At 57.3% G+C, this 20,365-nt stretch carries 23 protein-coding genes, 1 tRNA gene and 1 pseudogene; 7 read left to right on the top strand and 18 right to left on the bottom strand.

All coding sequences use genetic code 11. The features are described 5' to 3' along the window. Nucleotides 1-4 precede the first annotated feature (4 nt). The 12 genes from rlmN to trmJ form a co-directional block, all read right to left on the bottom strand. A complete protein-coding gene (gene rlmN / locus RHM68_RS20195; RefSeq protein ID WP_322218381.1) occupies nt 5-1,153 on the bottom strand; it encodes a 23S rRNA (adenine(2503)-C(2))-methyltransferase RlmN in 1,149 nt (382 codons plus the stop codon). A 28-nt stretch (nt 1,154-1,181) separates the two neighbouring features. Continuing rightward, nucleotides 1,182-1,607, bottom strand: a complete 426-nt coding sequence (ndk, locus tag RHM68_RS20200) for a nucleoside-diphosphate kinase (protein ID WP_007916882.1) — start codon at nt 1,605-1,607, stop codon at nt 1,182-1,184. An 89-nt stretch (nt 1,608-1,696) separates the two neighbouring features. Further along, nucleotides 1,697-1,897 (bottom strand): Fe-S cluster assembly protein IscX, encoded by a 201-nt coding sequence (iscX, locus tag RHM68_RS20205; RefSeq protein ID WP_219061130.1) that lies wholly within the window; start codon nt 1,895-1,897, stop codon nt 1,697-1,699. A gap of 14 nt (nt 1,898-1,911) precedes the next feature. After that, nucleotides 1,912-2,253 (bottom strand): ISC system 2Fe-2S type ferredoxin, encoded by a 342-nt coding sequence (gene fdx / locus RHM68_RS20210; protein WP_322218391.1) that lies wholly within the window; start codon nt 2,251-2,253, stop codon nt 1,912-1,914. 3 nt (nt 2,254-2,256) lie between these two features. After that, on the bottom strand, nt 2,257-4,119 hold the full coding sequence (gene hscA, locus RHM68_RS20215; RefSeq protein WP_322218393.1) for a Fe-S protein assembly chaperone HscA: 1,863 nt from the start codon (nt 4,117-4,119) through the stop codon (nt 2,257-2,259). Between the two features lie 51 nt (nt 4,120-4,170). Then, nucleotides 4,171-4,692: a co-chaperone HscB gene (gene hscB / locus RHM68_RS20220; RefSeq protein ID WP_322218395.1), complete on the bottom strand. Its 522-nt coding sequence runs from the start codon at nt 4,690-4,692 to the stop codon at nt 4,171-4,173. Between the two features lie 8 nt (nt 4,693-4,700). Then, a complete protein-coding gene (gene iscA / locus RHM68_RS20225) occupies nt 4,701-5,024 on the bottom strand; it encodes an iron-sulfur cluster assembly protein IscA (RefSeq protein ID WP_054045385.1) in 324 nt (107 codons plus the stop codon). 34 nt (nt 5,025-5,058) lie between these two features. After that, on the bottom strand, nt 5,059-5,445 hold the full coding sequence (iscU, locus tag RHM68_RS20230; RefSeq protein ID WP_261741057.1) for a Fe-S cluster assembly scaffold IscU: 387 nt from the start codon (nt 5,443-5,445) through the stop codon (nt 5,059-5,061). Nucleotides 5,446-5,530: 85 nt separating this feature from the next. Continuing rightward, on the bottom strand, nt 5,531-6,745 hold the full coding sequence (locus RHM68_RS20235; RefSeq protein ID WP_322218402.1) for an IscS subfamily cysteine desulfurase: 1,215 nt from the start codon (nt 6,743-6,745) through the stop codon (nt 5,531-5,533). A gap of 50 nt (nt 6,746-6,795) precedes the next feature. After that, nucleotides 6,796-7,287: a Fe-S cluster assembly transcriptional regulator IscR gene (gene iscR, locus RHM68_RS20240; protein ID WP_092278442.1), complete on the bottom strand. Its 492-nt coding sequence runs from the start codon at nt 7,285-7,287 to the stop codon at nt 6,796-6,798. A gap of 168 nt (nt 7,288-7,455) precedes the next feature. Continuing rightward, nucleotides 7,456-8,232, bottom strand: coding sequence for a serine O-acetyltransferase (cysE, locus tag RHM68_RS20245; protein WP_322218405.1), 777 nt, complete (start codon nt 8,230-8,232; stop codon nt 7,456-7,458). 2 nt (nt 8,233-8,234) lie between these two features. Continuing rightward, entirely contained in the window at nt 8,235-9,005 is a 771-nt protein-coding gene (gene trmJ, locus RHM68_RS20250; RefSeq protein ID WP_322218408.1) for a tRNA (cytosine(32)/uridine(32)-2'-O)-methyltransferase TrmJ, read from the bottom strand. Nucleotides 9,006-9,150: 145 nt separating this feature from the next. Here trmJ and suhB point away from each other — a divergent pair, with 145 nt between their 5' ends. Further along, nucleotides 9,151-9,966: an inositol-phosphate phosphatase gene (suhB, locus tag RHM68_RS20255; protein ID WP_282375252.1), complete on the top strand. Its 816-nt coding sequence runs from the start codon at nt 9,151-9,153 to the stop codon at nt 9,964-9,966. Between the two features lie 120 nt (nt 9,967-10,086). Here suhB and RHM68_RS20260 read toward each other — a convergent pair whose 3' ends face one another. From RHM68_RS20260 to queA, 6 genes are all read right to left on the bottom strand, one after another. Next, nucleotides 10,087-10,635: a glycine zipper 2TM domain-containing protein gene (locus RHM68_RS20260; protein ID WP_322218412.1), complete on the bottom strand. Its 549-nt coding sequence runs from the start codon at nt 10,633-10,635 to the stop codon at nt 10,087-10,089. Between the two features lie 120 nt (nt 10,636-10,755). Further along, entirely contained in the window at nt 10,756-11,670 is a 915-nt protein-coding gene (gene secF, locus RHM68_RS20265) for a protein translocase subunit SecF (protein WP_322218415.1), read from the bottom strand. Nucleotides 11,671-11,679: 9 nt separating this feature from the next. Continuing rightward, complete coding sequence (gene secD / locus RHM68_RS20270; protein WP_322218418.1) at nt 11,680-13,548, bottom strand: protein translocase subunit SecD; 1,869 nt, start codon at nt 13,546-13,548, stop codon at nt 11,680-11,682. A gap of 63 nt (nt 13,549-13,611) precedes the next feature. Continuing rightward, nucleotides 13,612-13,947 carry a preprotein translocase subunit YajC gene (yajC, locus tag RHM68_RS20275; protein WP_053214538.1) on the bottom strand — a complete coding sequence of 112 codons (336 nt, stop codon included), beginning with the start codon at nt 13,945-13,947 and terminating at the stop codon, nt 13,612-13,614. 43 nt (nt 13,948-13,990) lie between these two features. Next, nucleotides 13,991-15,106: a tRNA guanosine(34) transglycosylase Tgt gene (tgt, locus tag RHM68_RS20280; RefSeq protein WP_322223879.1), complete on the bottom strand. Its 1,116-nt coding sequence runs from the start codon at nt 15,104-15,106 to the stop codon at nt 13,991-13,993. Between the two features lie 5 nt (nt 15,107-15,111). Then, nucleotides 15,112-16,161 (bottom strand): tRNA preQ1(34) S-adenosylmethionine ribosyltransferase-isomerase QueA, encoded by a 1,050-nt coding sequence (queA, locus tag RHM68_RS20285; protein ID WP_322218423.1) that lies wholly within the window; start codon nt 16,159-16,161, stop codon nt 15,112-15,114. Between the two features lie 108 nt (nt 16,162-16,269). Between queA and RHM68_RS20290 the strand changes: the two genes are divergently transcribed. The 6 genes and pseudogenes from RHM68_RS20290 (at nt 16,270) to RHM68_RS20315 (ending at nt 20,325) form a co-directional block, all read left to right on the top strand. Then, nucleotides 16,270-16,354: transfer RNA gene (locus tag RHM68_RS20290), tRNA-Leu, on the top strand. Between the two features lie 92 nt (nt 16,355-16,446). Continuing rightward, nucleotides 16,447-16,776: a hypothetical protein gene (locus RHM68_RS20295; protein WP_322218425.1), complete on the top strand. Its 330-nt coding sequence runs from the start codon at nt 16,447-16,449 to the stop codon at nt 16,774-16,776. An 86-nt stretch (nt 16,777-16,862) separates the two neighbouring features. Next, nucleotides 16,863-17,058: pseudogene (locus tag RHM68_RS20300) on the top strand (MlaA family lipoprotein); the annotation flags it as partial. A gap of 282 nt (nt 17,059-17,340) precedes the next feature. Next, a complete protein-coding gene (locus RHM68_RS20305) occupies nt 17,341-19,263 on the top strand; it encodes an alkaline phosphatase D family protein (protein WP_322218427.1) in 1,923 nt (640 codons plus the stop codon). 61 nt (nt 19,264-19,324) lie between these two features. Then, nucleotides 19,325-19,756 carry a VOC family protein gene (locus RHM68_RS20310; RefSeq protein WP_322218429.1) on the top strand — a complete coding sequence of 144 codons (432 nt, stop codon included), beginning with the start codon at nt 19,325-19,327 and terminating at the stop codon, nt 19,754-19,756. Then, a complete protein-coding gene (locus RHM68_RS20315) occupies nt 19,741-20,325 on the top strand; it encodes a DedA family protein (RefSeq protein ID WP_322218431.1) in 585 nt (194 codons plus the stop codon). The genes RHM68_RS20310 and RHM68_RS20315 overlap by 16 nt, the downstream gene beginning before the upstream one ends. Nucleotides 20,326-20,365: the final 40 nt, after the last annotated feature.

The raw sequence follows: 20,365 nt of genomic DNA on the forward strand, positions 1-20,365 counted from the left end.
TCTCTTAATTATTGTTCGCGGCGCTTTGTGGTACATCGTTCTCGGCGCTCAACTCGCGCACGGCGATATAACGTTCGCTGCGACGGGTGCGATCCAGCACCTGTCCTACCAATTGGCCACACGCGGCATCAATGTCTTCACCACGCGTGGTGCGCACGGTGACATTGAAGCCGGCATGGTGAAGCTGATCCTGAAAACGACGAATAGCATTGTTGCTCGGACGCTCGTAACCGGAATGCGGGAACGGGTTGAACGGAATCAGGTTGATCTTGCACGGGATGTTCTTGAGCAACTCGATCATCTCAACCGCATGTTCAACCTTGTCATTGATGTCTTTGAGCAAGGTGTACTCGATGGTCAGCACGCGTTTTTCGCCCAGGGACGACATGTAGCGCTGACACGACTCGAGGAGCATCTTAAGCGGGTATTTCTTGTTGATAGGCACCAATTGGTTACGCAATGCGTCATTTGGTGCGTGCAGCGACAACGCCAGCGAAACGTCGATGTGCTTGGACAGCTCATCGATCATCGGCACCACGCCCGAAGTGGACAGGGTCACGCGGCGCTTGGAGATCCCGTAGCCCAGGTCATCCATCATCAGGTGCATGGCGGCGACGACGTTGTCGAAGTTCAGCAGCGGCTCACCCATGCCCATCATCACCACATTGGTGATGGCACGGTCGGCGGTTGCCGGGATGCTGCCGAACGATTTATTGGCAATCCAAACCTGGCCGATCACTTCGGCGGCGGTAAGGTTGCTGTTGAAACCTTGCTTGCCAGTGGAGCAGAAACTGCAATCCAGGGCACAGCCTGCCTGGGACGAAACGCACAAAGTGCCGCGCTTGCCCTGGGGAATGTAAACGGTCTCGACGCAGCTGCCGGACGCCACACGCACCACCCACTTACGGGTGCCGTCGGTGGAAATGTCCTCGCTGACGACTTCAGGACCGCGAACCTCAGCAATCACCTTGAGCTTGTCGCGCAAGGCTTTGCTGACGTTCGTCATGGCGTCGAAATCATCGACGCCAAGGTGGTGAATCCATTTCATTACCTGACCGGCACGGAAACGCTTCTCCCCGATTGAGTCGAAGAATTTTTCCATTTCCAACTGAGTCAGACCCAGCAGGTTAATTTTTGCAGTCGATGTAGTCATGGATTCACCTTCACTCATAAGCCAATGCTTAGCGAGTGGTTACTTCAGTAGCGGCGAAGAAGTACGAGATTTCGCGAGCAGCAGCGGCTTCGGAGTCCGAACCGTGTACAGCGTTGGCATCGATGGAATCAGCGAAATCAGCACGGATAGTGCCGGCAGCGGCTTCTTTAGGGTTGGTAGCGCCCATCAGCTCACGGTTCAGAGCGATAGCGTTTTCGCCTTCCAGAACCTGAACAACAACCGGGCCGGAGATCATGAAAGCAACCAGGTCGCCAAAGAAACCGCGAGCGCTGTGCTCAGCGTAGAAGCCTTCAGCTTCGGCTTTGGACAGTTGCTTCAGTTTCGAAGCTACAACGCGCAGGCCAGCTTTTTCAAAACGAGTGGTGATCTCGCCGATAACGTTTTTTGCAACAGCGTCAGGCTTGATGATGGAGAAAGTACGTTGAACAGCCATGGTGTAACTCCAGAAACGGTAATTTGTGAAAAATTAAACCCGCGAATTATACGCGGGTTCTTGGGTATTGCCTAACCTGCAGCGTGGGCTCAGTCGAGCTCTTCGATCCAGAGCGCCTGAATGGCCTCCAGAACTTTTTCGCCACTGCGATCCGGCGCGTCATCGAACTCGGGCAATTCCATCACCCATTTCCGCAGATCGACGAAGTTAAGCGATCTTGGATCGACATCCGGCTTGCTTTCAGCTAACTGGATAGCGATTTCCTGCACATCAACCCACTTCAGACTCATTTCAATTCCTTGAATCAGTGCGGCGCTTCAGCCGCATGATTGAGCGAGTATTTCGGGATTTCGACAGTCAGGTCTTCAGTACCGACAATCGCCTGACAGCCTAGACGAGATTGCGGCTCCAGACCCCAGGCCCGATCAAGAAAGTCTTCTTCCAGCTCATCTGCGTCTTCGAGCGAGCTGAAGCCTTCGCGAATGATGCAGTGACATGTGGTGCAGGCGCAAACACCGCCACAGGCGCTTTCCATCTCGATGTGGTTGTCATGGGCCACTTCGAGAATTGACTTACCGGTTTCAGCCTCGACAACCATCCCGTCCGGGCAATGCTCGGCGTGAGGCAGAAAAATGATCTGCGGCATCAGTTATTCCTCGATTTCATTCAGGTTGCGCCCCGCCAGCGCGGCCTTCACCGTCGAATCCAGGCGGCGGGCAGCAAAGGCATCGGTCACTTGCGACAGACGCTTGGTCTGCTGCTCGATGGCATAACCATCGGTGCCTTTCATCAATTCGGTCAATTCCTGCATTTGCAACTCGATAACCATACGCTCCTCGGCATCGAGCAAACGCTCACCATCAACATCAAGAGCCCCTTGCACAGCCTCGATCAGGCGCTGGGCATCCACTTGTTGCTCACGCAGCACACGGGCAACTTTGTCGTCGTTGGCGTGCTGGAATGAATCCTTGAGCATCTTGGCGATTTCGCCATCGGTCAGACCGTAGGACGGCTTGACCTGGATGCTGGCTTCCACGCCCGAACCCAGCTCACGCGCCGCGACGCTGAGCAGGCCATCGGCATCGACCTGAAAGGTTACGCGAATCTTCGCCGCACCAGCCACCATCGCCGGAATGCCGCGCAATTCGAACCTTGCCAGAGAACGGCAGTCGCTGATCAGTTCGCGCTCGCCCTGCAAGACATGGATCGCCATGGCCGACTGGCCATCTTTGTACGTGGTGAAGTCCTGAGCGCGAGCGACGGGGATGGTGGTGTTGCGTGGAATCACCTTCTCCATCAGGCCGCCCATGGTTTCCAGCCCCAAGGACAACGGAATCACGTCAAGCAGCAGCAACTCGCCGCCATCGCGCTTGTTGCCAGCCAACGTATCGGCCTGGATCGCGGCACCAATGGCCACCACTTGATCCGGATCAATTTCGGTCAGCGGCTGGCGACCAAACGCTTCAGCGACAGCATCGCGCACACGCGGCACGCGGGTCGAACCACCGACCATGACCACAGCATGCACTTCTTCCAGCTCGATGCCGGAATCACGCACGGCGCGACGGCAAGCTTTGAGGCTGCGAGCAACCATCGGCTCGATCAGCGCATCAAAGGCTTCGCGGGTGAACTGAGCTTTCCAGTCGCCGTAAGCGACTTCAACCGTCGTAACATTCGTCAGCGCTTCTTTGGCCGCGCACGCGGTTTGCAGCAGATTGCGTTGCGCGCCCGGGTCGAGGTCAGCGGACAAACCGGCGCCCTCAATAATCCACCCAGCAATCGCGTGATCGAAGTCATCGCCGCCCAGCGCGCTATCGCCGCCGGTAGCCAGCACCTCGAACACACCACCGGTGAGACGCAAAATCGAAATATCGAACGTACCGCCACCCAGGTCGTAAATAGCCACCAGACCTTCAGCGTGCTGATCCAGACCATAAGCCACGGCGGCAGCGGTCGGCTCATTGAGCAGACGCAGCACGTTAAGACCCGCCAATTTAGCCGCGTCTTTGGTGGCTTGACGCTGAGCGTCGTCGAAATAGGCTGGAACGGTAATCACTGCCCCGACCAGCTCGCCGCCCAATGTTGCCTCGGCGCGCTGGCGCAATACCTTGAGGATTTCCGCGGAGACTTCAACCGGACTTTTAGGACCCTGCACGGTGTCGATGAACGGCATGTGCGACTCGCCACCGACGAAGCGGTATGGCAATTGATCGCCCAACTGCTTGACGTCGGACAGACCACGCCCCATCAAGCGTTTGACCGACAGCACGGTATTCAAGGGATCGCTAGCGGCAGCCAGCTTCGCCGACTCGCCGACTTCTACGCGGTCGGCGTGATAGCGCACGGCAGACGGCAGAATGACCCGCCCGTCAGCGTCTGCCAAAGGCTCGGAAAGACCACTGCGCAACGCAGCGACTAGCGAATTGGTAGTGCCCAAGTCGATCCCCACAGCCAGACGACGCTGGTGCGGTTGAGGACTTTGGCCGGGTTCGGCGATCTGCAGTAGGGCCATCGTGATCAGGACTTATCTGTATATCAGGCGTGCGACCGGAGCGGCACTGGGTTAATCGTCGAGGCGCTCTTCTAACTGGCGCACTTCGTAGGTGAGCTTGTCGAGGAACTGCATGCGCCGCATCAGGCGTTCAGCCTGTTCACGTTGCGCTGCATCATCCCAACAGGCTGCGAAGCTTTCGTTCAGTTCATCCTGAGCGGCTTTCAAGCGACGCTTGAACACGGCAACACCGGCCAGGTCGGCGCTGTCTTGCAGATCTTCAAGCTCTTCACGCAATTCCATCTGCTGCAGAAGAAACGCCGGATCATGCACCGTGACCTCCAGCGGCAGCTCGCGACCACCCATGGCGAGCAGGTAACGCGCGCGCTTTGGGGGATTTTTGAGCGTCTGGTAGGCCTCGTTGAGGCTCGCGGATTGCTCTAGCGCCAGCCGCTGCTCGCGCTCGGAAGCGTCTGCAAAGCGGTCAGGATGAACACCACGCGCCAACTCACGATAGCGCGTGGCCAACTGTTCGAGATCCAGGCGGAAGCTCGGCTGCAGTTCAAATAAAGCGAAATGACAAGGAGTACCCACGAGCAGCCTCAGATGTTGAAGCTTTCGCCGCAGCCACATTCACCGCGCACGTTGGGATTGTTGAACTTGAAACCTTCGTTCAACCCTTCCTTGACGAAATCGAGTTCGGTGCCGTCCAGGTAAGAAAGGCTTTTAGGGTCGATAATCACTTTCTCGCCATGACTTTCGAACACCTGATCCTCTGCAACCACCTCGTCGACGAACTCCAGCACGTAGGCAAGGCCGGAACAGCCCGTGGTGCGAACACCCAGACGAATCCCTTCACCTTTGCCGCGCCCGTTGAGGGAGCGCCGCACGTGTTGAGCAGCCGCTTCTGTCATGCTGATAGCCATCGTTGACTCCTTACTCGTCGCCAAATCTTGAAATTCAGATCAAGCCTTTCTTCTGCTTGTAATCGCGAACGGCCGCTTTGATAGCGTCTTCAGCAAGTACGGAGCAGTGAATTTTTACCGGCGGCAAGGCCAGTTCTTCGGCTAGCTGAGTGTTTTTGATGGTCTCTGCTTCATCCAGAGTCTTGCCTTTCATCCACTCGGTCGCCAGGGAGCTGGAGGCGATAGCCGAACCGCAACCATAAGTCTTGAACTTGGCATCTTCGATGATGCCTTGGTCGTTGACCTTGATCTGCAAACGCATGACGTCGCCGCACGCCGGCGCGCCAACCATGCCAGTGCCGACATCAGGATCTTCCGCGTCCATCTTGCCGACGTTACGCGGGTTCTCGTAGTGGTCGATGACCTTTTCGCTGTAAGCCATGATTCTTAATCCTCACTCATCAGAGAGTCGCTCTTGAAGCCCTGCCAACCCAAGGTTTACAGGGCCTGTTTGCGGCGACTTGAAATCAGTGTGCCGCCCACTCGATTTTCGAAATGTCGACACCGTCTTTGTACATGTCCCACAGCGGCGACAGAGTGCGCAGCTTGGTAACGGCCTCACAGACTTTCTGCGCGGCGTAGTCGATTTCTTCTTCGGTAGTGAATCGACCGAAAGTAAAGCGAATCGAGCTATGTGCCAGCTCGTCATTGCGGCCAAGGGCGCGCAATACGTAAGAAGGCTCAAGCGATGCCGAGGTACAGGCCGAACCGGACGAAACCGCCAGATCCTTGAGCGCCATGATCAGCGATTCGCCTTCGACATAGTTGAAGCTCAGGTTCAGGTTGTGCGGTACGCGGGCGGTCATGCTGCCGTTGATGTACAGCTCTTCCAACCCTTCGACCTGTTTGAAGAAACGATCGCTCAACGCCTTGATCCGCACGTTCTCGGCAGCCATGTCTTCTTTGGCTACACGGAAGGCTTCGCCCATGCCGACAATCTGGTGGGTCGCCAGGGTGCCGGAACGCATGCCACGCTCATGGCCGCCGCCGTGCATGGCTGCTTCAATGCGAACACGCGGCTTGCGGCTGACGTACAGCGCACCGATACCTTTAGGACCATAGGTTTTATGTGCAGAGAACGACATCAGGTCGACTTTCAGCTTCGACAGGTCGATATCGACCTTGCCGGTAGACTGAGCAGCATCGACGTGGAACAGGATGCCCTTGGAGCGGGTCATCTCGCCGATGGCCGCGATGTCGTTGATGGTGCCGATTTCGTTGTTTACGTGCATCACTGACACCAGGATGGTGTCATCGCGCAGCGCAGCTTCAATCATCTCAGGCGTGACCAGACCATCAGTGCGAGGCTCGAGGTAAGTTACCTCGAAACCTTCACGCTCCAGTTGGCGCATGGTGTCAAGGACAGCCTTGTGCTCAATTTTGGTGGTGATCAGGTGCTTGCCCTTGGTGGCATAGAAATGCGCCGCACCCTTGATTGCCAGGTTGTTAGACTCTGTGGCACCCGAGGTCCAGACAATTTCACGCGGGTCGGCGCTGACCAGATCAGCGACCTGACGACGAGCGTTTTCGACAGACTCTTCAGCCTTCCAGCCAAATACGTGGGAGCGGGACGCCGGGTTACCGAAGTTTCCGTCAACCAGCAGGCATTCACTCATCTTTTGCGCGACACGCGGATCAACCGGGGTAGTCGCAGAGTAATCAAGGTAAATCGGCAATTTCATGGACTCTCTCCTAAATCAGGCTGGCTGGCGTGCCGCTAGCTCTTTGGCTGTCATTCGACGGCGGACGCTTCAATCTTGTCCAGGCGTGGCGCCTTGCCATTGCAACGGCGCTGATCCTGACGCTGGGCTACTTCTTGCACCTCACGGCGAGTCACAAGGTCAGCCAAGCTGATACCACTCAAAAATTCGTGAATCTGCAGACTCAGGTCGCACCACAAGTGGTGGGTCAGACAGGTGTCGCCAGAATGGCAATCGCCCTGGCCCTGGCACTTGGTGGCATCGACCGATTCGTTGACTGCGTCGATGACCTGGGCGACCTGGATACCCTGCATTTCGCGCGATAGCTGGTAGCCGCCGCCCGGCCCTCGAACGCTGGACACCAGATTGCTACGACGCAATTTGGCAAAGAGCTGTTCGAGATAGGAAAGGGAAATGCCTTGGCGCTCGGAGATATCGGCCAGGGACACCGGCCCGTGCTGCGCGTGCAACGCCAGATCAAGCATGGCGGTCACGGCGTATCGGCCTTTAGTAGTCAGTCGCATGGACAATTACCACGAAGTTCGGAATGGGGGCGAGTATGCTATTCCCGAGTATTTAAGTCAACTATAAGACCTAGTAACTTAGTCAGGTTTACCGACAAAACAGCGCGCGCATCATAGCAAAGGCTGGCAGCGTATCACCAGCGCAGGCGCGTTATCGTTCTTCGCGGTTTAGCCAGCCTTGGTTTCGTCTTTGCCTTTTACGCAGGCGAAGTCTTCTTCACGCAGCTGAGGCAGATCCTTGGCGCAGTAATTACTGCCCAAATCCTTCAACGCACCGCACATACCCTCAAGACGGCCATCGACCGCCTGCAGATGGTCGAGCAACTGACCAATGGCACGCGCTACCGGGTCAGGCATGTCTTCTCCGACACCATAGGCGTCAAAGCCGATTTTCTCAGCCATCGCCTTGCGCTTGGCATCCTGCTCGTCATTGGACTTGACGATAATTCGCCCTGGGATCCCAACCACCGTTGCTCCCGGCGGCACAGCCTTGGTCACCACCGCATTGGAGCCGACCTTGGCCCCAGCCCCCACAGTAAACGGACCCAGTACCTTCGCACCGGCGCCGACCACGACGCCGTCTTCCAGCGTGGGGTGACGCTTGCCCTTGTTCCAACTTGTGCCGCCAAGCGTCACGCCCTGATACAGCGTAACGTCGTTGCCGATCTCGGCAGTCTCACCGATGACGATACCCATTCCATGATCGATAAAGAACCGACGACCAACCTTGGCCCCGGGATGAATCTCGATCCCGGTCAACCAACGACCAAAATTCGACACCACTCGCGCCAGCCACTTCCAGCCCATACCCCAAAGGGCCGAAGACAGACGATGAATCCAGATGGCATGCATGCCCGGATAGCACGTCAGCACCTCGAAAGCGTTACGTGCTGCCGGATCACGGTGAAAAACGCTCTGGATATCTTCACGCAAACGCTCGAACATTTTTAATCCTTCCGCCTTAGAAGCTCGCCACGGGCCGCTTTCTGGGTTTCCGTGAGAATGCCACGCAATATATTCATTTCCGCCCGACTGACCGAACTACGTCCGTACAGCCGGCGCAGGCGCGCCATCAAGTGCCGTGGTTTTTCAGGATCGAGAAACTCGATGGCCACCAGGGTCTGCTCAAGGTGCTCATAGAATCGCTCCAGCTCATCCATGGTCGCCAGCTCACCACTTTTGGTGGACGCCACCTCATCCTTCTCGACCTTGCTCGGCTGACCGGCAGCGGAGAGCCAGGACATACGCACTTCATAGCTCAACACTTGCACCGCAGCCCCCAGATTCAGCGAACTGAACTCAGGGTCGGACGGTATGTGTACGTGATAATGACATCGCTGCAACTCATCATTCGTCAGGCCGGAATCCTCACGACCGAAGACCAGCGCGATTTCGGCGCCCTGCCCTGCCTCCTCGACCACTTTCACGCCGCATTCGCGGGGATCTAGTAACGGCCAGGGAATGCGCCGGTCACGAGCACTGGTGCCGAGCACCAGATTGCAGCCGACCAAGGCATCTTCCAGGGTGGCAACGACCTGAGCATTCTCCAGAATATCTCCGGCGCCGGAAGCACGAGCATCGGCCTCATGGTGCGGGAACAACCGCGGCTCGACCAGCACCAAACGCGACAGGCCCATGTTCTTCATAGCACGCGCAGCCCCGCCGATATTGCCGGGGTGGCTGGTATTGACCAGGACGACACGAATGTTTTGCAGCAAGGGAGGCGCTCTCGAACACGGGAAAGGGGAGCAAATCTTACAGAACCGCCTACCGTTAAGCTATGAAAGCGAACGCCGACCTTCACCTGTAGAAACTTTCTGATAGAATGCTCGGCTTTCTTTAACAACCTTAGGTGACACATCCATGCAGCCCATGCTGAATATCGCGCTGCGCGCCGCCCGCAGCGCCAGTGAATTGATCTTCCGCTCCATCGAGCGCCTGGATACCATCAAGGTCGACGAAAAAGACGCCAAGGATTATGTATCCGAGGTGGATCGCGCCGCCGAACAGAAAATCATCGACGCGCTGCGCAAGGCCTACCCTACCCACGGCATTCTCGGCGAAGAAACGGGCATGCACCCAGGAAGCGGCGAAGGCGAAGAATACCTGTGGATCATCGATCCGCTGGACGGCACCACCAACTTCCTGCGCGGCATTCCTCACTTCGCTGTCAGCATCGCCTGCAAATACCGCGGCCGACTGGAACACGCTGTTGTTCTGGACCCGGTTCGCCAGGAAGAATTCACCGCCAGCCGTGGTCGCGGTGCTCAACTGAACGGTCGTCGCCTGCGCGTGAGTGGTCGTACCAGCCTTGATGGCGCCCTGCTGGGCACAGGCTTCCCGTTCCGTGACGACCAGATGGACAACCTTGAGAACTACCTGGGCATGTTCCGCGCCCTGGTGGGCCAGACCGCCGGCATCCGCCGCGCAGGTTCGGCAAGCCTGGACCTGGCCTATGTGGCAGCCGGCCGTTTCGACGCGTTCTGGGAGTCGGGCCTGTCCGAATGGGACATGGCAGCAGGCGCCCTTCTGATCCAGGAAGCCGGCGGCTTGGTGAGTGACTTCACTGGCGGTCACGACTTCCTTGAAAAAGGCCACGTCGTTGCCGGTAACACCAAGTGCTTCAAAGCAGTCTTGACGGCTATCCAGCCACACCTGCCGGCTTCGCTGAAACGCTAAGCATCCGACCATGAAAAAAGCACCTCTCGAGGTGCTTTTTTTACGCTTGAGATTCGAACTCGCGAGTACAAAAAAAGCACCTTTTCAGGTGCTTCTTTTTGAATGACAACAATCAGCGCTTCACTGACCCGGCTGATTTTGCCCCAGGATCAACTGACCCTGCTTGTCGACCGGAATCTGGTTACCTGGATCGCGATCCATCCGGACCTTGCCTTCCTTACCACCCAGCGAGTAGCGAACGTCGTAACCTACTACTTTGTCGCTGATGTCATTTACGGTGTTACAGCGAGTTTGAGTCGTGGTGTAGGTATCACGGTTCTGCATACCTTCCTGAACCTTGTTACCGGCATAACCACCACCAACAGCGCCCGCAACGGTGGCAATCTTCTTGCCATTACCGCCACCGACCATGTTACCCAGCAGACCGCCACCCACGGCACCGATCACCGTACCGAGAATCTGGTGCTCATCTTTAACCGGCGCTTGCCGGGTGACCGCAACATCCTTGCAGACTTCACGCGGCGTCTTGATCTGTGTCTTCACCGGCTCGACGGCCAGCACTTGCGCATACTCAGGGCCGCTTTTAACCAGGCTGTAGGTGGCAACAGCACCCCCGGCAGTGACACCGACAGCACCCAATACCGCACCAACCAGTAACGACTTGTTCACTTGAACCTCCTGACCATCACATGCGAGTCATTGCCCGCGCTTCTCCCAGCCTTGGAGCACAAAAAAAGGCGCGAGTTCAACTCGCGCCTTTTTTGGCTGACAACTGGAAAACGCTGGCCGTTATGGACGGTCGTCGATTTCCTTCTCGGAAGCCGCAGGAGGAATCAGATCCTCACTGCTCAAGTTCAGCCAGATCAGCACCACGTTAGCGATGTAGATTGACGAGTAAGTACCGGCCAGCACACCAACAAACAGCGCGATCGAAAAACCAAACAGGTTGTCACCACCAAAAAACAGCAGTGCCGCGATCGCCAGCAAGGTGGAGATCGAAGTCGCCATGGTCCGCAGCAAGGTTTGAGTGGTCGAGATGTTGATGTTCTCGATCAGGCTCGCCTTGCGCAACACACGGAAGTTCTCACGAACCCGATCAAATACCACGATGGTGTCATTGAGCGAGTAACCAATGATCGCCAGCACCGCCGCCAGCACCGTCAGGTCGAAGGTGATCTGGAAGAACGACAGGATACCCACGGTCACGATCACGTCGTGGATCAGCGAGACAATGGCGCCAACCGCGAACTTCCACTGAAAGCGGAAAGCCAGGTAGATCAGAATACCGCCCAGCGCCATCAGCATGCCGAGGCCGCCTTGGTCGCGCAGTTCTTCACCCACCTGCGGCCCGACGAACTCAACACGCTTGACCACCGCCGGGTTGTCACCGCCGACCTTTTTCAAGGCGTCAGCAACCTGGTGACCCAGTTGCGGGTCTTCGCCAGGCATGCGCACCAGCAGATCAGTGGTTGCACCAAAGCTCTGCACGATCGCGTCGTGGTAACCCGCCTCAGTGAGCTGGGTACGCACCTTGGTGACATCGGCCGGACGCTCGTAGGTCAGCTCGATGAGCGTACCGCCTGTGAAGTCCAGACCATAGTTCAGGCCCTTATGGAACCAGCTGAACAACGCAAGAGCCGTAAGGAGCAATGTGACGCCGAACGCAACGTTGCGAACGCCCATGAAGTTGATTGTACGTAACATGGCAGCCCCTTAAATCCACAACTTCTTGAAGTCCCGACCGCCGAAGATCAGGTTGACCATCGCGCGGGTCACCATGATGGCCGTGAACATCGAGGTCAGAACCCCGAGGGACATGGTCACAGCAAAACCTTTGACCGGGCCGGTGCCCATCGCAAAGAGAATTCCGCCGACCAACAGTGTGGTCAGGTTGGCATCGAGAATCGCGGTAAACGCCCGGCCGAAGCCTTCGCTGATCGCCCGCTGCACGGTCATGCCTGCTGCAATCTCTTCACGAATTCGCGAGAAGATCAGTACGTTGGCGTCGACCGCCATCCCCATGGTCAACACGATACCGGCAATACCCGGCAACGTCAGGGTTGCCCCCAGCAGCGACATCAGCGCCAGCAACAGCACCATGTTCACGCCCAGAGCAACGGTGGCGATGATGCCAAAGAAGCGGTAGATGGCGATGATGAACAGCGAGACGAACAACATGCCCCACAGCGATGCATCGACACCCTTGGTGATGTTGTCGGCACCCAGGCTCGGACCAATGGTGCGCTCTTCAGCGAAGTACATCGGTGCAGCCAGACCACCGGCACGCAGCAACAGCGCCAGCTCGGACGACTCGCCCTGACCGTTGAGGCCGGTAATACGGAACTGAGCACCCAGCGGCGACTGGATAGTCGCCAGGCTGATGATTTTCTTCTCTTCTTTGAACGTTTGAACCGCGACGTCTTTCTCGACGCCATTGACCATTTGCTTGACGTAAGTGGTGACAGGACGCTGCTCGATGAAGATCACCGCCATGCTGCGACCAACGTTGCTGCGAGTCGCACGACTCATCAGCTCGCCACCATGACCATCCAGACGGATGTTCACTTCTGGCGTGCCGTGCTCGCCGAAGCCAGCCTTGGCATCGGTAACCTGGTCACCCGTGATGATCAGGCCGCGCTCGATCTGAGCGGGCGGACGCTTGCCTTCACGGAACTCAAAGGTCTCGGAAGTGGCTTTGGAAGCACCTGGGTCGGCCGCCAGACGGAACTCAAGATTGGCCGTCTTGCCGAGGATACGCTTGGCTTCTGCGGTGTCCTGAACGCCCGGCAGCTCAACCACGATACGGTTGGCACCCTGACGCTGAACAATCGGCTCGGCAACACCCAGCTCGTTGACGCGGTTACGGACCGTGGTCAAGTTCTGCTTGATGGAATATTCACGGATTTCCGCCAGCTTCGCCGGGGTCATCGCCAGACGCAGCACCGCCTGACCATTAAGGTCGGCCGGAACAATGTCGAAATCGTTGAAGCTCTTACGGATCAGTGCACGGGCCTGTTCACGGGTCGCTTCATCACTGAAGCCTAACTGAATGGCACCGTTGAGTTGCGGCAGGCTGCGATAACGCAGACGTTCTTTGCGCAACAGGCTCTTAACGTCGCCTTCGTAAACTTTCAGGCGCGCATCAAGGGCTTTATCCATGTCCACTTCCAGCAGGAAATGCACACCACCGGACAAGTCCAGACCCAGCTTCATTGGATGTGCGCCAAGGGCACGCAGCCATTGCGGAGTCGTTTGCGCCAGGTTCAGTGCAACGACGTAGTCATCACCCAAAGCCTTGCGCACGACGTCTTTGGCCGGCAACTGATCTTCAGCTTTGGTCAGACGAATCAAACCGCCCTTGCCGTTCGCTGCCAGCGTGGCCGCCTTGACGTTGATCCCGGATTCCTTGAGCGCTGCGCTCACACGATCCAGATCAGCCTGATTGACTTGCAATGCAGTGCTTGCACCGCTGACCTGAATGGCCGGGTCATCAGGATAAAGATTGGGAGCGGAATAAATCAGACCGACCGCCAGCACTGCCAGGATCAGAATGTATTTCCACAGAGGGTATTTGTTCAGCATCACGCCGCCCGCTTATGACGCGGGGCGCCTTGCGCGCCCCGTCGATTGAGTAAAAGTTGGAACTTAGATCGCTTTGAGCGTGCCTTTTGGCAGCGTGGCGGCGATGGCGCCTTTTTGGAACTTCATTTCCACGGTGTCGGAAACTTCCAGAACCACGAAATCATCGGCTACTTTGGTGATTTTGCCGGCGATACCACCAGTAGTCACAACTTCGTCGCCTTTTTGCAGGCTGCCCAGCAGGTTTTTCTGCTCTTTGGCGCGCTTGGCCTGTGGACGCCAGATCATCAGGTAGAAAATGACCAGGAAGCCGACCAGGAAAATCCACTCAAAGCCGCCACCCATTGGGCCTGCAGCAGGTGCAGCAGCGTCAGCCATGGCATTAGAGATAAAAAAGCTCATTTAGCACTCCAGTTGCAAATATTGAATCTAGGGGTCAGAAAACTCAGTCCAAAGGCGGAACAGGTAGCCCGCGTTTGGCGTAGAAGGCATCGACAAAGGCGGCCAATGTACCCTGTTGAATAGACTCGCGCAAACCAGCCATAAGCACCTGGTAATGGCGCAAATTGTGGATGGTATTCAACATGCTACCCAGCATTTCGCCGCACTTGTCCAGATGGTGCAGATAAGCACGGGAGAAGTTCTGGCAGGTGTAGCAATCGCAGGTCGGATCCAGCGGCGAATCATCATGGCGATGGAACGCGTTACGGATCTTCAGCACGCCTGTATCAATAAACAGATGCCCATTGCGGGCATTACGGGTTGGCATCACGCAATCGAACATGTCCACACCGCGGCGCACACCCTCAACCAGATCTTCCGGTTTGCCAACGCCCATAAGGTAACGAGGTTTGTCAGCCGGCATCATGCCTGGCAGATAATCCAGCACCTTGATCATCTCGTGCTTGGGCTCGCCCACCGACAAACCACCGATAGCCAGGCCATCGAAGCCAATCTTGTCGAGGCCTTCGAGGGAGCGCATGCGCAGGTCCTGATGCATGCCGCCCTGAACAATACCGAACAGCGCCGCCGTATTATCGCCATGCGCATTTTTCGAACGCTGGGCCCAGCGCAACGACAGCTCCATCGACACCCGAGCGACGTCTTCGTCAGCGGGGTAAGGCGTGCATTCGTCAAAAATCATGACGATGTCGGAGCCCAGATCACGCTGGACTTGCATCGACTCTTCCGGCCCCATGAACACTTTAGCGCCGTCTACCGGGGAGGCGAAGGTCACGCCCTCCTCCTTGATCTTGCGCATGGCGCCCAGGCTGAATACCTGAAAACCACCGGAATCGGTCAGAATCGGGCCTTTCCATTGCATAAAGTCATGCAAATCACCGTGCTTCTTGATGACCTCAGTGCCAGGGCGCAGCCACAGGTGAAAGGTGTTGCCCAGGATGATTTCTGCGCCCGTGGCGACGATATCCCGTGGCAGCATGCCCTTGACTGTGCCGTAAGTGCCGACAGGCATGAACGCCGGTGTTTCGACGGTGCCGCGCGGAAAGGTCAGACGACCGCGACGCGCCTTGCCATCAGTGGCCAGCAGTTCAAACGACATACGACTCATACTGTTTCCTCAGGGCCGCGTGGCGCCGGGTTACGGGTGATAAACATCGCATCACCGTAGCTGAAAAAGCGGTAACCATGCTCGATAGCAGCCTTGTAGGCCGCCATGGCTTCGGGATAACCGGCGAACGCCGAAACCAGCATCAACAATGTGGATTCAGGTAAATGGAAGTTGGTGACCAGGGCATCGACCACATGAAACGGCCGGCCTGGGTAGATAAAGATATCGGTGTCGCCACTGAAAGGCTTTAGCACGCCGTCGCGGGCAGCACTTTCGAGAGAGCGCACGCTGGTGGTCCCCACGGCCACCACCCGCCCACCGCGCGCACGGCATGCGGCAACCGCATCCACCACGTCCTGGCTGACTTCAAGCCATTCGCTGTGCATGTGGTGATCTTCGATGTTTTCGACGCGTACTGGCTGAAACGTGCCGGCCCCCACGTGAAGCGTCACGAACGTAGTGTCGACGCCTTTGGCGGCGATAGCTTCGAGCAGAGGCTGATCAAAATGTAGCCCCGCCGTCGGCGCGGCTACAGCACCCAGGCGCTCGGCGTACACAGTCTGATAACGCTCACGGTCCGCGCCTTCATCCGGTCGATCTATGTAAGGAGGCAACGGCATGTGACCGACACGATCAAGTAGAGGCAACACCTCTTCGGCGAACCCCAACTCGAACAACGCATCGTGACGCGCGAGCATTTCAGCTTCGCCACCGCCGTCGATGAGGATCTTCGACCCAGGCTTGGGCGACTTACTGGAGCGCACATGGGCCAGCACGCGATGACTGTCGAGCACCCGCTCCACCAGAATCTCCAACTTGCCGCCGGAAGCTTTCTGGCCAAACAGCCGTGCCGGAATCACCCGGGTATTGTTAAACACCATCAAGTCGCCCGGGCGTAAATGCTCGAGTAAATCAATAAATTGACGGTGTGCCAGGGCGCCGCTGACCCCATCAAGGGTCAACAGGCGGCTACCGCGACGCTCAGCCAAAGGGTGGCGAGCGATCAGCGAATCAGGGAGTTCGAAAGTAAAGTCAGCAACGCGCATGATGGAGTTCGTCTAGCAGGGGCCGGAAGTCTAGCGGAAATAGTGAAAATAGACCACGAAACGTGATTGACCAACGGTAATCTCATCTCTATACTTCGCCGCCATTGAGCCCTGATGGCGGAATTGGTAGACGCGGCGGATTCAAAATCCGTTTTCGAAAGGAGTGGGAGTTCGAGTCTCCCTCGGGGCACCAAAATTAAGAAAGGCCTTGCTTTGCAAGGCCTTTTTTTCGTCTGTAGAAAAGTAGCCATGACCGACCGATAAGACATCACAAGGATCCGCACTATGGAATCGCAGCTGGAAACAGTCGCCCTTTTCGCCCTCAAGCTGGTCTACGAGACGGAAGGTCAAAGTCCGGTTTTGCGTGACGATCTGATCATGAGCGACTACCAAAAAGACGTGTTTGGCTTGCTGATTCGCAGAGGTGATGTTGCGACTATTCAGCGTAAGGTGGATGAATGCCTGAGTTTGGCGCTGACCGCTTTAGGCGGTGTTGAGACACCACTGGGCCGCGAGCTGCATAAGTTGTCCGCCAACGTTGCCGCGGCTCAGACCCTGGAGCAACTGGCCCAACCACTCATCGCGCTCAAGGACTACCTGAAAGACGTCCAATGAGCGCCGCTGAAATTGACGGTCTGCGCTCATAGATAGATAAGGGGCCAGCGTCGACCAAGCCCGCAGAACAGCTATCTCTAACTGCGGACTTTTTCCAGCAGGGTGTGCATAACTGCGTCGCGGACTTTGGCGAACCCAAGGTGTTCATCAACGATCTGTTGCACGCACCACCCACTGCGCTCCGTCAACACCTTGGAGCGCTTTGCACTCAACACCACGGTCGGCGTGGTGGGTTTGATCGACGTCTCCAGCATGGCCAGCATCGCGCGTCATGACGCCGAGAGAAAGCAAGGCAAACCACAGAAAACCACCCAGCAATGCAAAGGAGAACCGGCCGCTGGGTTCTGAAATCGATAGCTTGGTGTCGCCGCAAGGTGTGAAGCGACAGGGGCTGAACGCTTTGCGGTGTCGGGACATAAAACGGCGCTCGTTGAACAACAATCGCCAATGGGTACTCACATTTTGAGTTTTTCCCGCGCTTGAATATCCTTACACGCTGCGGCGTAACTTCGACATCGACTGCGCTATCATCGCCGGCCTCTGCGCCAAGAACTTTGAATCCGCATGCCTGCTGCCCTGCCATTGCCCGACGACTGCACCCCGCTGCCAGCGGTCCTTGTAGGGCCGCTGTTACGGCGGCTTGAACCGAAGCGCCTGGTGATGTGGCTGGTAGGGTCGAGGGCGCTGTCGCTGACGTTACGTCTGCAAGGTGTGGGCGACATCGCGCTGAATGCCGAGCACTGCACGGTGATTGCGGTCGGCCGGCACGCCTTTGTGCATTTGATCGACGTGCCGCTGTTGGACGCGCTGCCCTGCGACACGCTGATCGAGTACGACCTGTTGCTTGATAACGTGGAGTCTGGCATCGCCGATTGGGCGCCCCATATGCTCTACGGCAACGCCCACGCGCCGAACTTTGTACTGCGTGAACAGATCGATCAACTGCTGCACGGTTCCTGCCGTAAGCCCCACCATCCGGCGGCCGATGGTTTGCTCTGTGTTGATCGCTTGCTCGCTGAAGAGTCCGACGCGCAACAGCGACCGGCACTGTTAATGATGAGCGGCGATCAGGTGTACGCCGACGACGTGGCGGGGCCAATGCTGCGGGCCATACATGCCTTGATCAAACGCCTGGGGTTGTTCGACGAACACCTCAACGGCGCGGTGGTCAGCGACAGCGCAACACTCTACGACCACCCGGCCAGTTACTACCACCGTGCAGATTTGCTACCGGAGCTTGAGAGCAACGAAACACTGCGCGAGCGATTTTTCGGCGGTGTGCGTAAGCCTATTTTCACCAGCAGCAGTGCCGACAACCATCTGGTAACGTTCGCCGAAGTCATGGCCATGTACCTGCTGGTCTGGTCGCCGACCCCCTGGACGCTGATTGCGCCTCAACCACCGGCGCTGAAGCCAACTGAACTTGCGCGCTACACCCTTGAACAGACCCGTATCGATGACTTCAAAAGCGGTCTGGGTGGCAGTGCACGGGCCATGGCGCATCTGCCGTGCCTGATGATTTTCGACGACCACGACATTACCGATGACTGGAACCTTAGCGCGCAGTGGGAGGAAACGGCCTACGGTCACCCGCTCTCCAAGCGCATCATCGGTAACGCGCTGCTTGCCTACCTGCTCTGCCAAGGCTGGGGAAATAACCCGGACGCGTTCAGTGGATTGCTGGAAAAAATCCGTGTTTTGAGCAACACCGGGCCAGACCACTGCCTCGACAGTGCCGTCCAGGACGATGTGATCGACACCCTGCTGAGTTTTCAGAACTGGCACTACGTGCTGCCGACCTCGCCTGCCCTGGTGGTGCTCGACACCCGCACCCGACGCTGGCGCAGCGAGATGAACCTAAAACAACCGTCCGGCCTGATGGACTGGGAGGCCCTTAGCGAACTGCAACAGCAACTTCTGGATCACCCGTCGGCGATCATCGTATCGCCGGCACCGATCTTCGGCGTCAAACTGATCGAAGCGGTACAAAAAGTATTCAGTTGGTGCGGTTATCCACTGCTGGTAGACGCTGAAAACTGGATGGCCCATCGCGGGGCGGCCCAGGTAATCCTGAACATTTTCCGACACTCGCGCACACCCGGTAACTACGTGGTGCTGTCAGGCGACGTGCATTATTCCTTCGTTTACGAAGTGCTGATCCGACATCGCAAGGCCGACCCGCACATTTGGCAGATCACCAGCAGCGGTATCAAAAACGAATTCCCGCGCGCCTTGCTTGCAGGGTTCGACCGCCTCAACCGCTGGCTTTATTCGCCGCGCTCGCCGCTCAACTGGCTGACCAAGAGGCGGCGGATGCGTATTGTTCCGTATACCCCCGAACATGCCCAGGCAGGTGAGCGGCTGTGGAACTCGGCGGGCATCGGACACGTCTTTTTCAATGACCAGGGCCAGCCGCAGGAAATCTATCAGCACAACGCCAACGGCTCGCCGAAAACGCGCATGGTTGCACCGCAACATGATGACTGACGCTCAGCCGGTGTGCTGCTAATCCTGGCCCACGTCAACGACCCGCTTAGCAAGGATGTGTATGTTTGTACGGAGCACGTTGGTTCCTGAGTTGATGGTTACCGATATTCTGAAAAGTCTGCATTTCTGGACGGCACTGATCGGTTTCAACATCGCTTACGAGCGCCCTGAAGAGGGATTTGCCTACCTTGATCAAAACGGCGCTCAACTCATGCTTGAGCAATACAACTCGAACATAGGCCAATGGCTGACGGCTAAGCTGGAGGCACCGTTTGGCCGAGGTATCAACTTTCAGATCACAGTCGATTCAGTCGAACCAATCCTCCATCGGCTGGCCGAAGCTGAATGGCCGCTGTATCGCTCCAGTGCTGATGCCTGGTATCGCGCGGGCGCGGTGGAGGTCGGGCAGCGTGAGTTTTTGGTGAAAGACCCGGACGGTTATCTGGTTCGGTTGGTGGAAAGCCTGGGGGAACGACCTTGTTTGAGCACATAGACTTCAATTATTTACTCGCAACCTACGGCTATTGGGCGGTGTTCTTTGGCTGCCTGTTGGAAGGCGAAACCATCCTCATACTGGCGGGCATGGCGGCGCACCAACACCTGCTGCACCTGTGGACGGTGATTGCCTGGGCCAGCCTGGGTGGAATGCTGGGGGATCAGTTGTTGTTCTGGGTCGGACGTTACTTCGGCGCACGGCTGTTACCGCGCTTACAACGCAAACAAGCGGCCATCGACCGCGTGACCGGACTAATCCAGCGCTACCCGTCAATCTCGGTCTTTGCCGTGCGCTTTCTGTACGGCATGCGCCTGGTGGGGCCGGTGGTAATCGGCGCCAGCGGCCTGTCGCCGCTACGGTTCAGTCTATTGAACGCGCTGGGGGCGGTGGTCTGGGCCACGATATTCGCCAGCGCCGGTTACTGGGCCGGGCTTGCGCTGGAGGGCTTGTTGGGAAATCTCAAACCTTACCGATTGCCGATTGCCCTCGGGGTTTTGGTGCTCGGCGCGATGATTGCGCTGATTCGGCACTGGCGGGCGAAAAAGAAAGCGCGTCATGCTGAGTAAGTGGCTCAGCGACGATGTGCGCAGGCATCACTGCTGAGCC

The organism is Pseudomonas sp. DC1.2 (genome assembly GCF_034351645.1).
Taxonomy (GTDB): domain Bacteria; phylum Pseudomonadota; class Gammaproteobacteria; order Pseudomonadales; family Pseudomonadaceae; genus Aquipseudomonas.

Excerpts from the sequence above, each read along its gene's own strand:
- iscA (WP_054045385.1), bottom strand. The coding sequence starts at position 5,024 with ATGGCTATCAGCATGACAGAAGCGGCTGCTCAACACGTGCGGCGCTCC.
- RHM68_RS20305 (WP_322218427.1), top strand. The coding sequence starts at position 17,341 with ATGCCTGCTGCCCTGCCATTGCCCGACGACTGCACCCCGCTGCCAGCG.
- cysE (WP_322218405.1), bottom strand. The coding sequence starts at position 8,232 with ATGTTCGAGCGTTTGCGTGAAGATATCCAGAGCGTTTTTCACCGTGAT.
- ndk (WP_007916882.1), bottom strand. The coding sequence starts at position 1,607 with ATGGCTGTTCAACGTACTTTCTCCATCATCAAGCCTGACGCTGTTGCA.
- RHM68_RS20235 (WP_322218402.1), bottom strand. The coding sequence starts at position 6,745 with ATGAAATTGCCGATTTACCTTGATTACTCTGCGACTACCCCGGTTGAT.
- RHM68_RS20295 (WP_322218425.1), top strand. The coding sequence starts at position 16,447 with ATGGAATCGCAGCTGGAAACAGTCGCCCTTTTCGCCCTCAAGCTGGTC.
- secD (WP_322218418.1), bottom strand. The coding sequence starts at position 13,548 with ATGCTGAACAAATACCCTCTGTGGAAATACATTCTGATCCTGGCAGTG.
- iscR (WP_092278442.1), bottom strand. The coding sequence starts at position 7,287 with ATGCGACTGACTACTAAAGGCCGATACGCCGTGACCGCCATGCTTGAT.
- fdx (WP_322218391.1), bottom strand. The coding sequence starts at position 2,253 with ATGCCGCAGATCATTTTTCTGCCTCACGCCGAGCATTGCCCGGACGGG.
- RHM68_RS20310 (WP_322218429.1), top strand. The coding sequence starts at position 19,325 with ATGTTTGTACGGAGCACGTTGGTTCCTGAGTTGATGGTTACCGATATT.
- queA (WP_322218423.1), bottom strand. The coding sequence starts at position 16,161 with ATGCGCGTTGCTGACTTTACTTTCGAACTCCCTGATTCGCTGATCGCT.
- iscU (WP_261741057.1), bottom strand. The coding sequence starts at position 5,445 with ATGGCTTACAGCGAAAAGGTCATCGACCACTACGAGAACCCGCGTAAC.
- iscX (WP_219061130.1), bottom strand. The coding sequence starts at position 1,897 with ATGAGTCTGAAGTGGGTTGATGTGCAGGAAATCGCTATCCAGTTAGCT.
- tgt (WP_322223879.1), bottom strand. The coding sequence starts at position 15,106 with ATGTCGTTTGAACTGCTGGCCACTGATGGCAAGGCGCGTCGCGGTCGT.
- yajC (WP_053214538.1), bottom strand. The coding sequence starts at position 13,947 with ATGAGCTTTTTTATCTCTAATGCCATGGCTGACGCTGCTGCACCTGCT.
- secF (WP_322218415.1), bottom strand. The coding sequence starts at position 11,670 with ATGTTACGTACAATCAACTTCATGGGCGTTCGCAACGTTGCGTTCGGC.
- rlmN (WP_322218381.1), bottom strand. The coding sequence starts at position 1,153 with ATGACTACATCGACTGCAAAAATTAACCTGCTGGGTCTGACTCAGTTG.
- hscA (WP_322218393.1), bottom strand. The coding sequence starts at position 4,119 with ATGGCCCTACTGCAGATCGCCGAACCCGGCCAAAGTCCTCAACCGCAC.
- suhB (WP_282375252.1), top strand. The coding sequence starts at position 9,151 with ATGCAGCCCATGCTGAATATCGCGCTGCGCGCCGCCCGCAGCGCCAGT.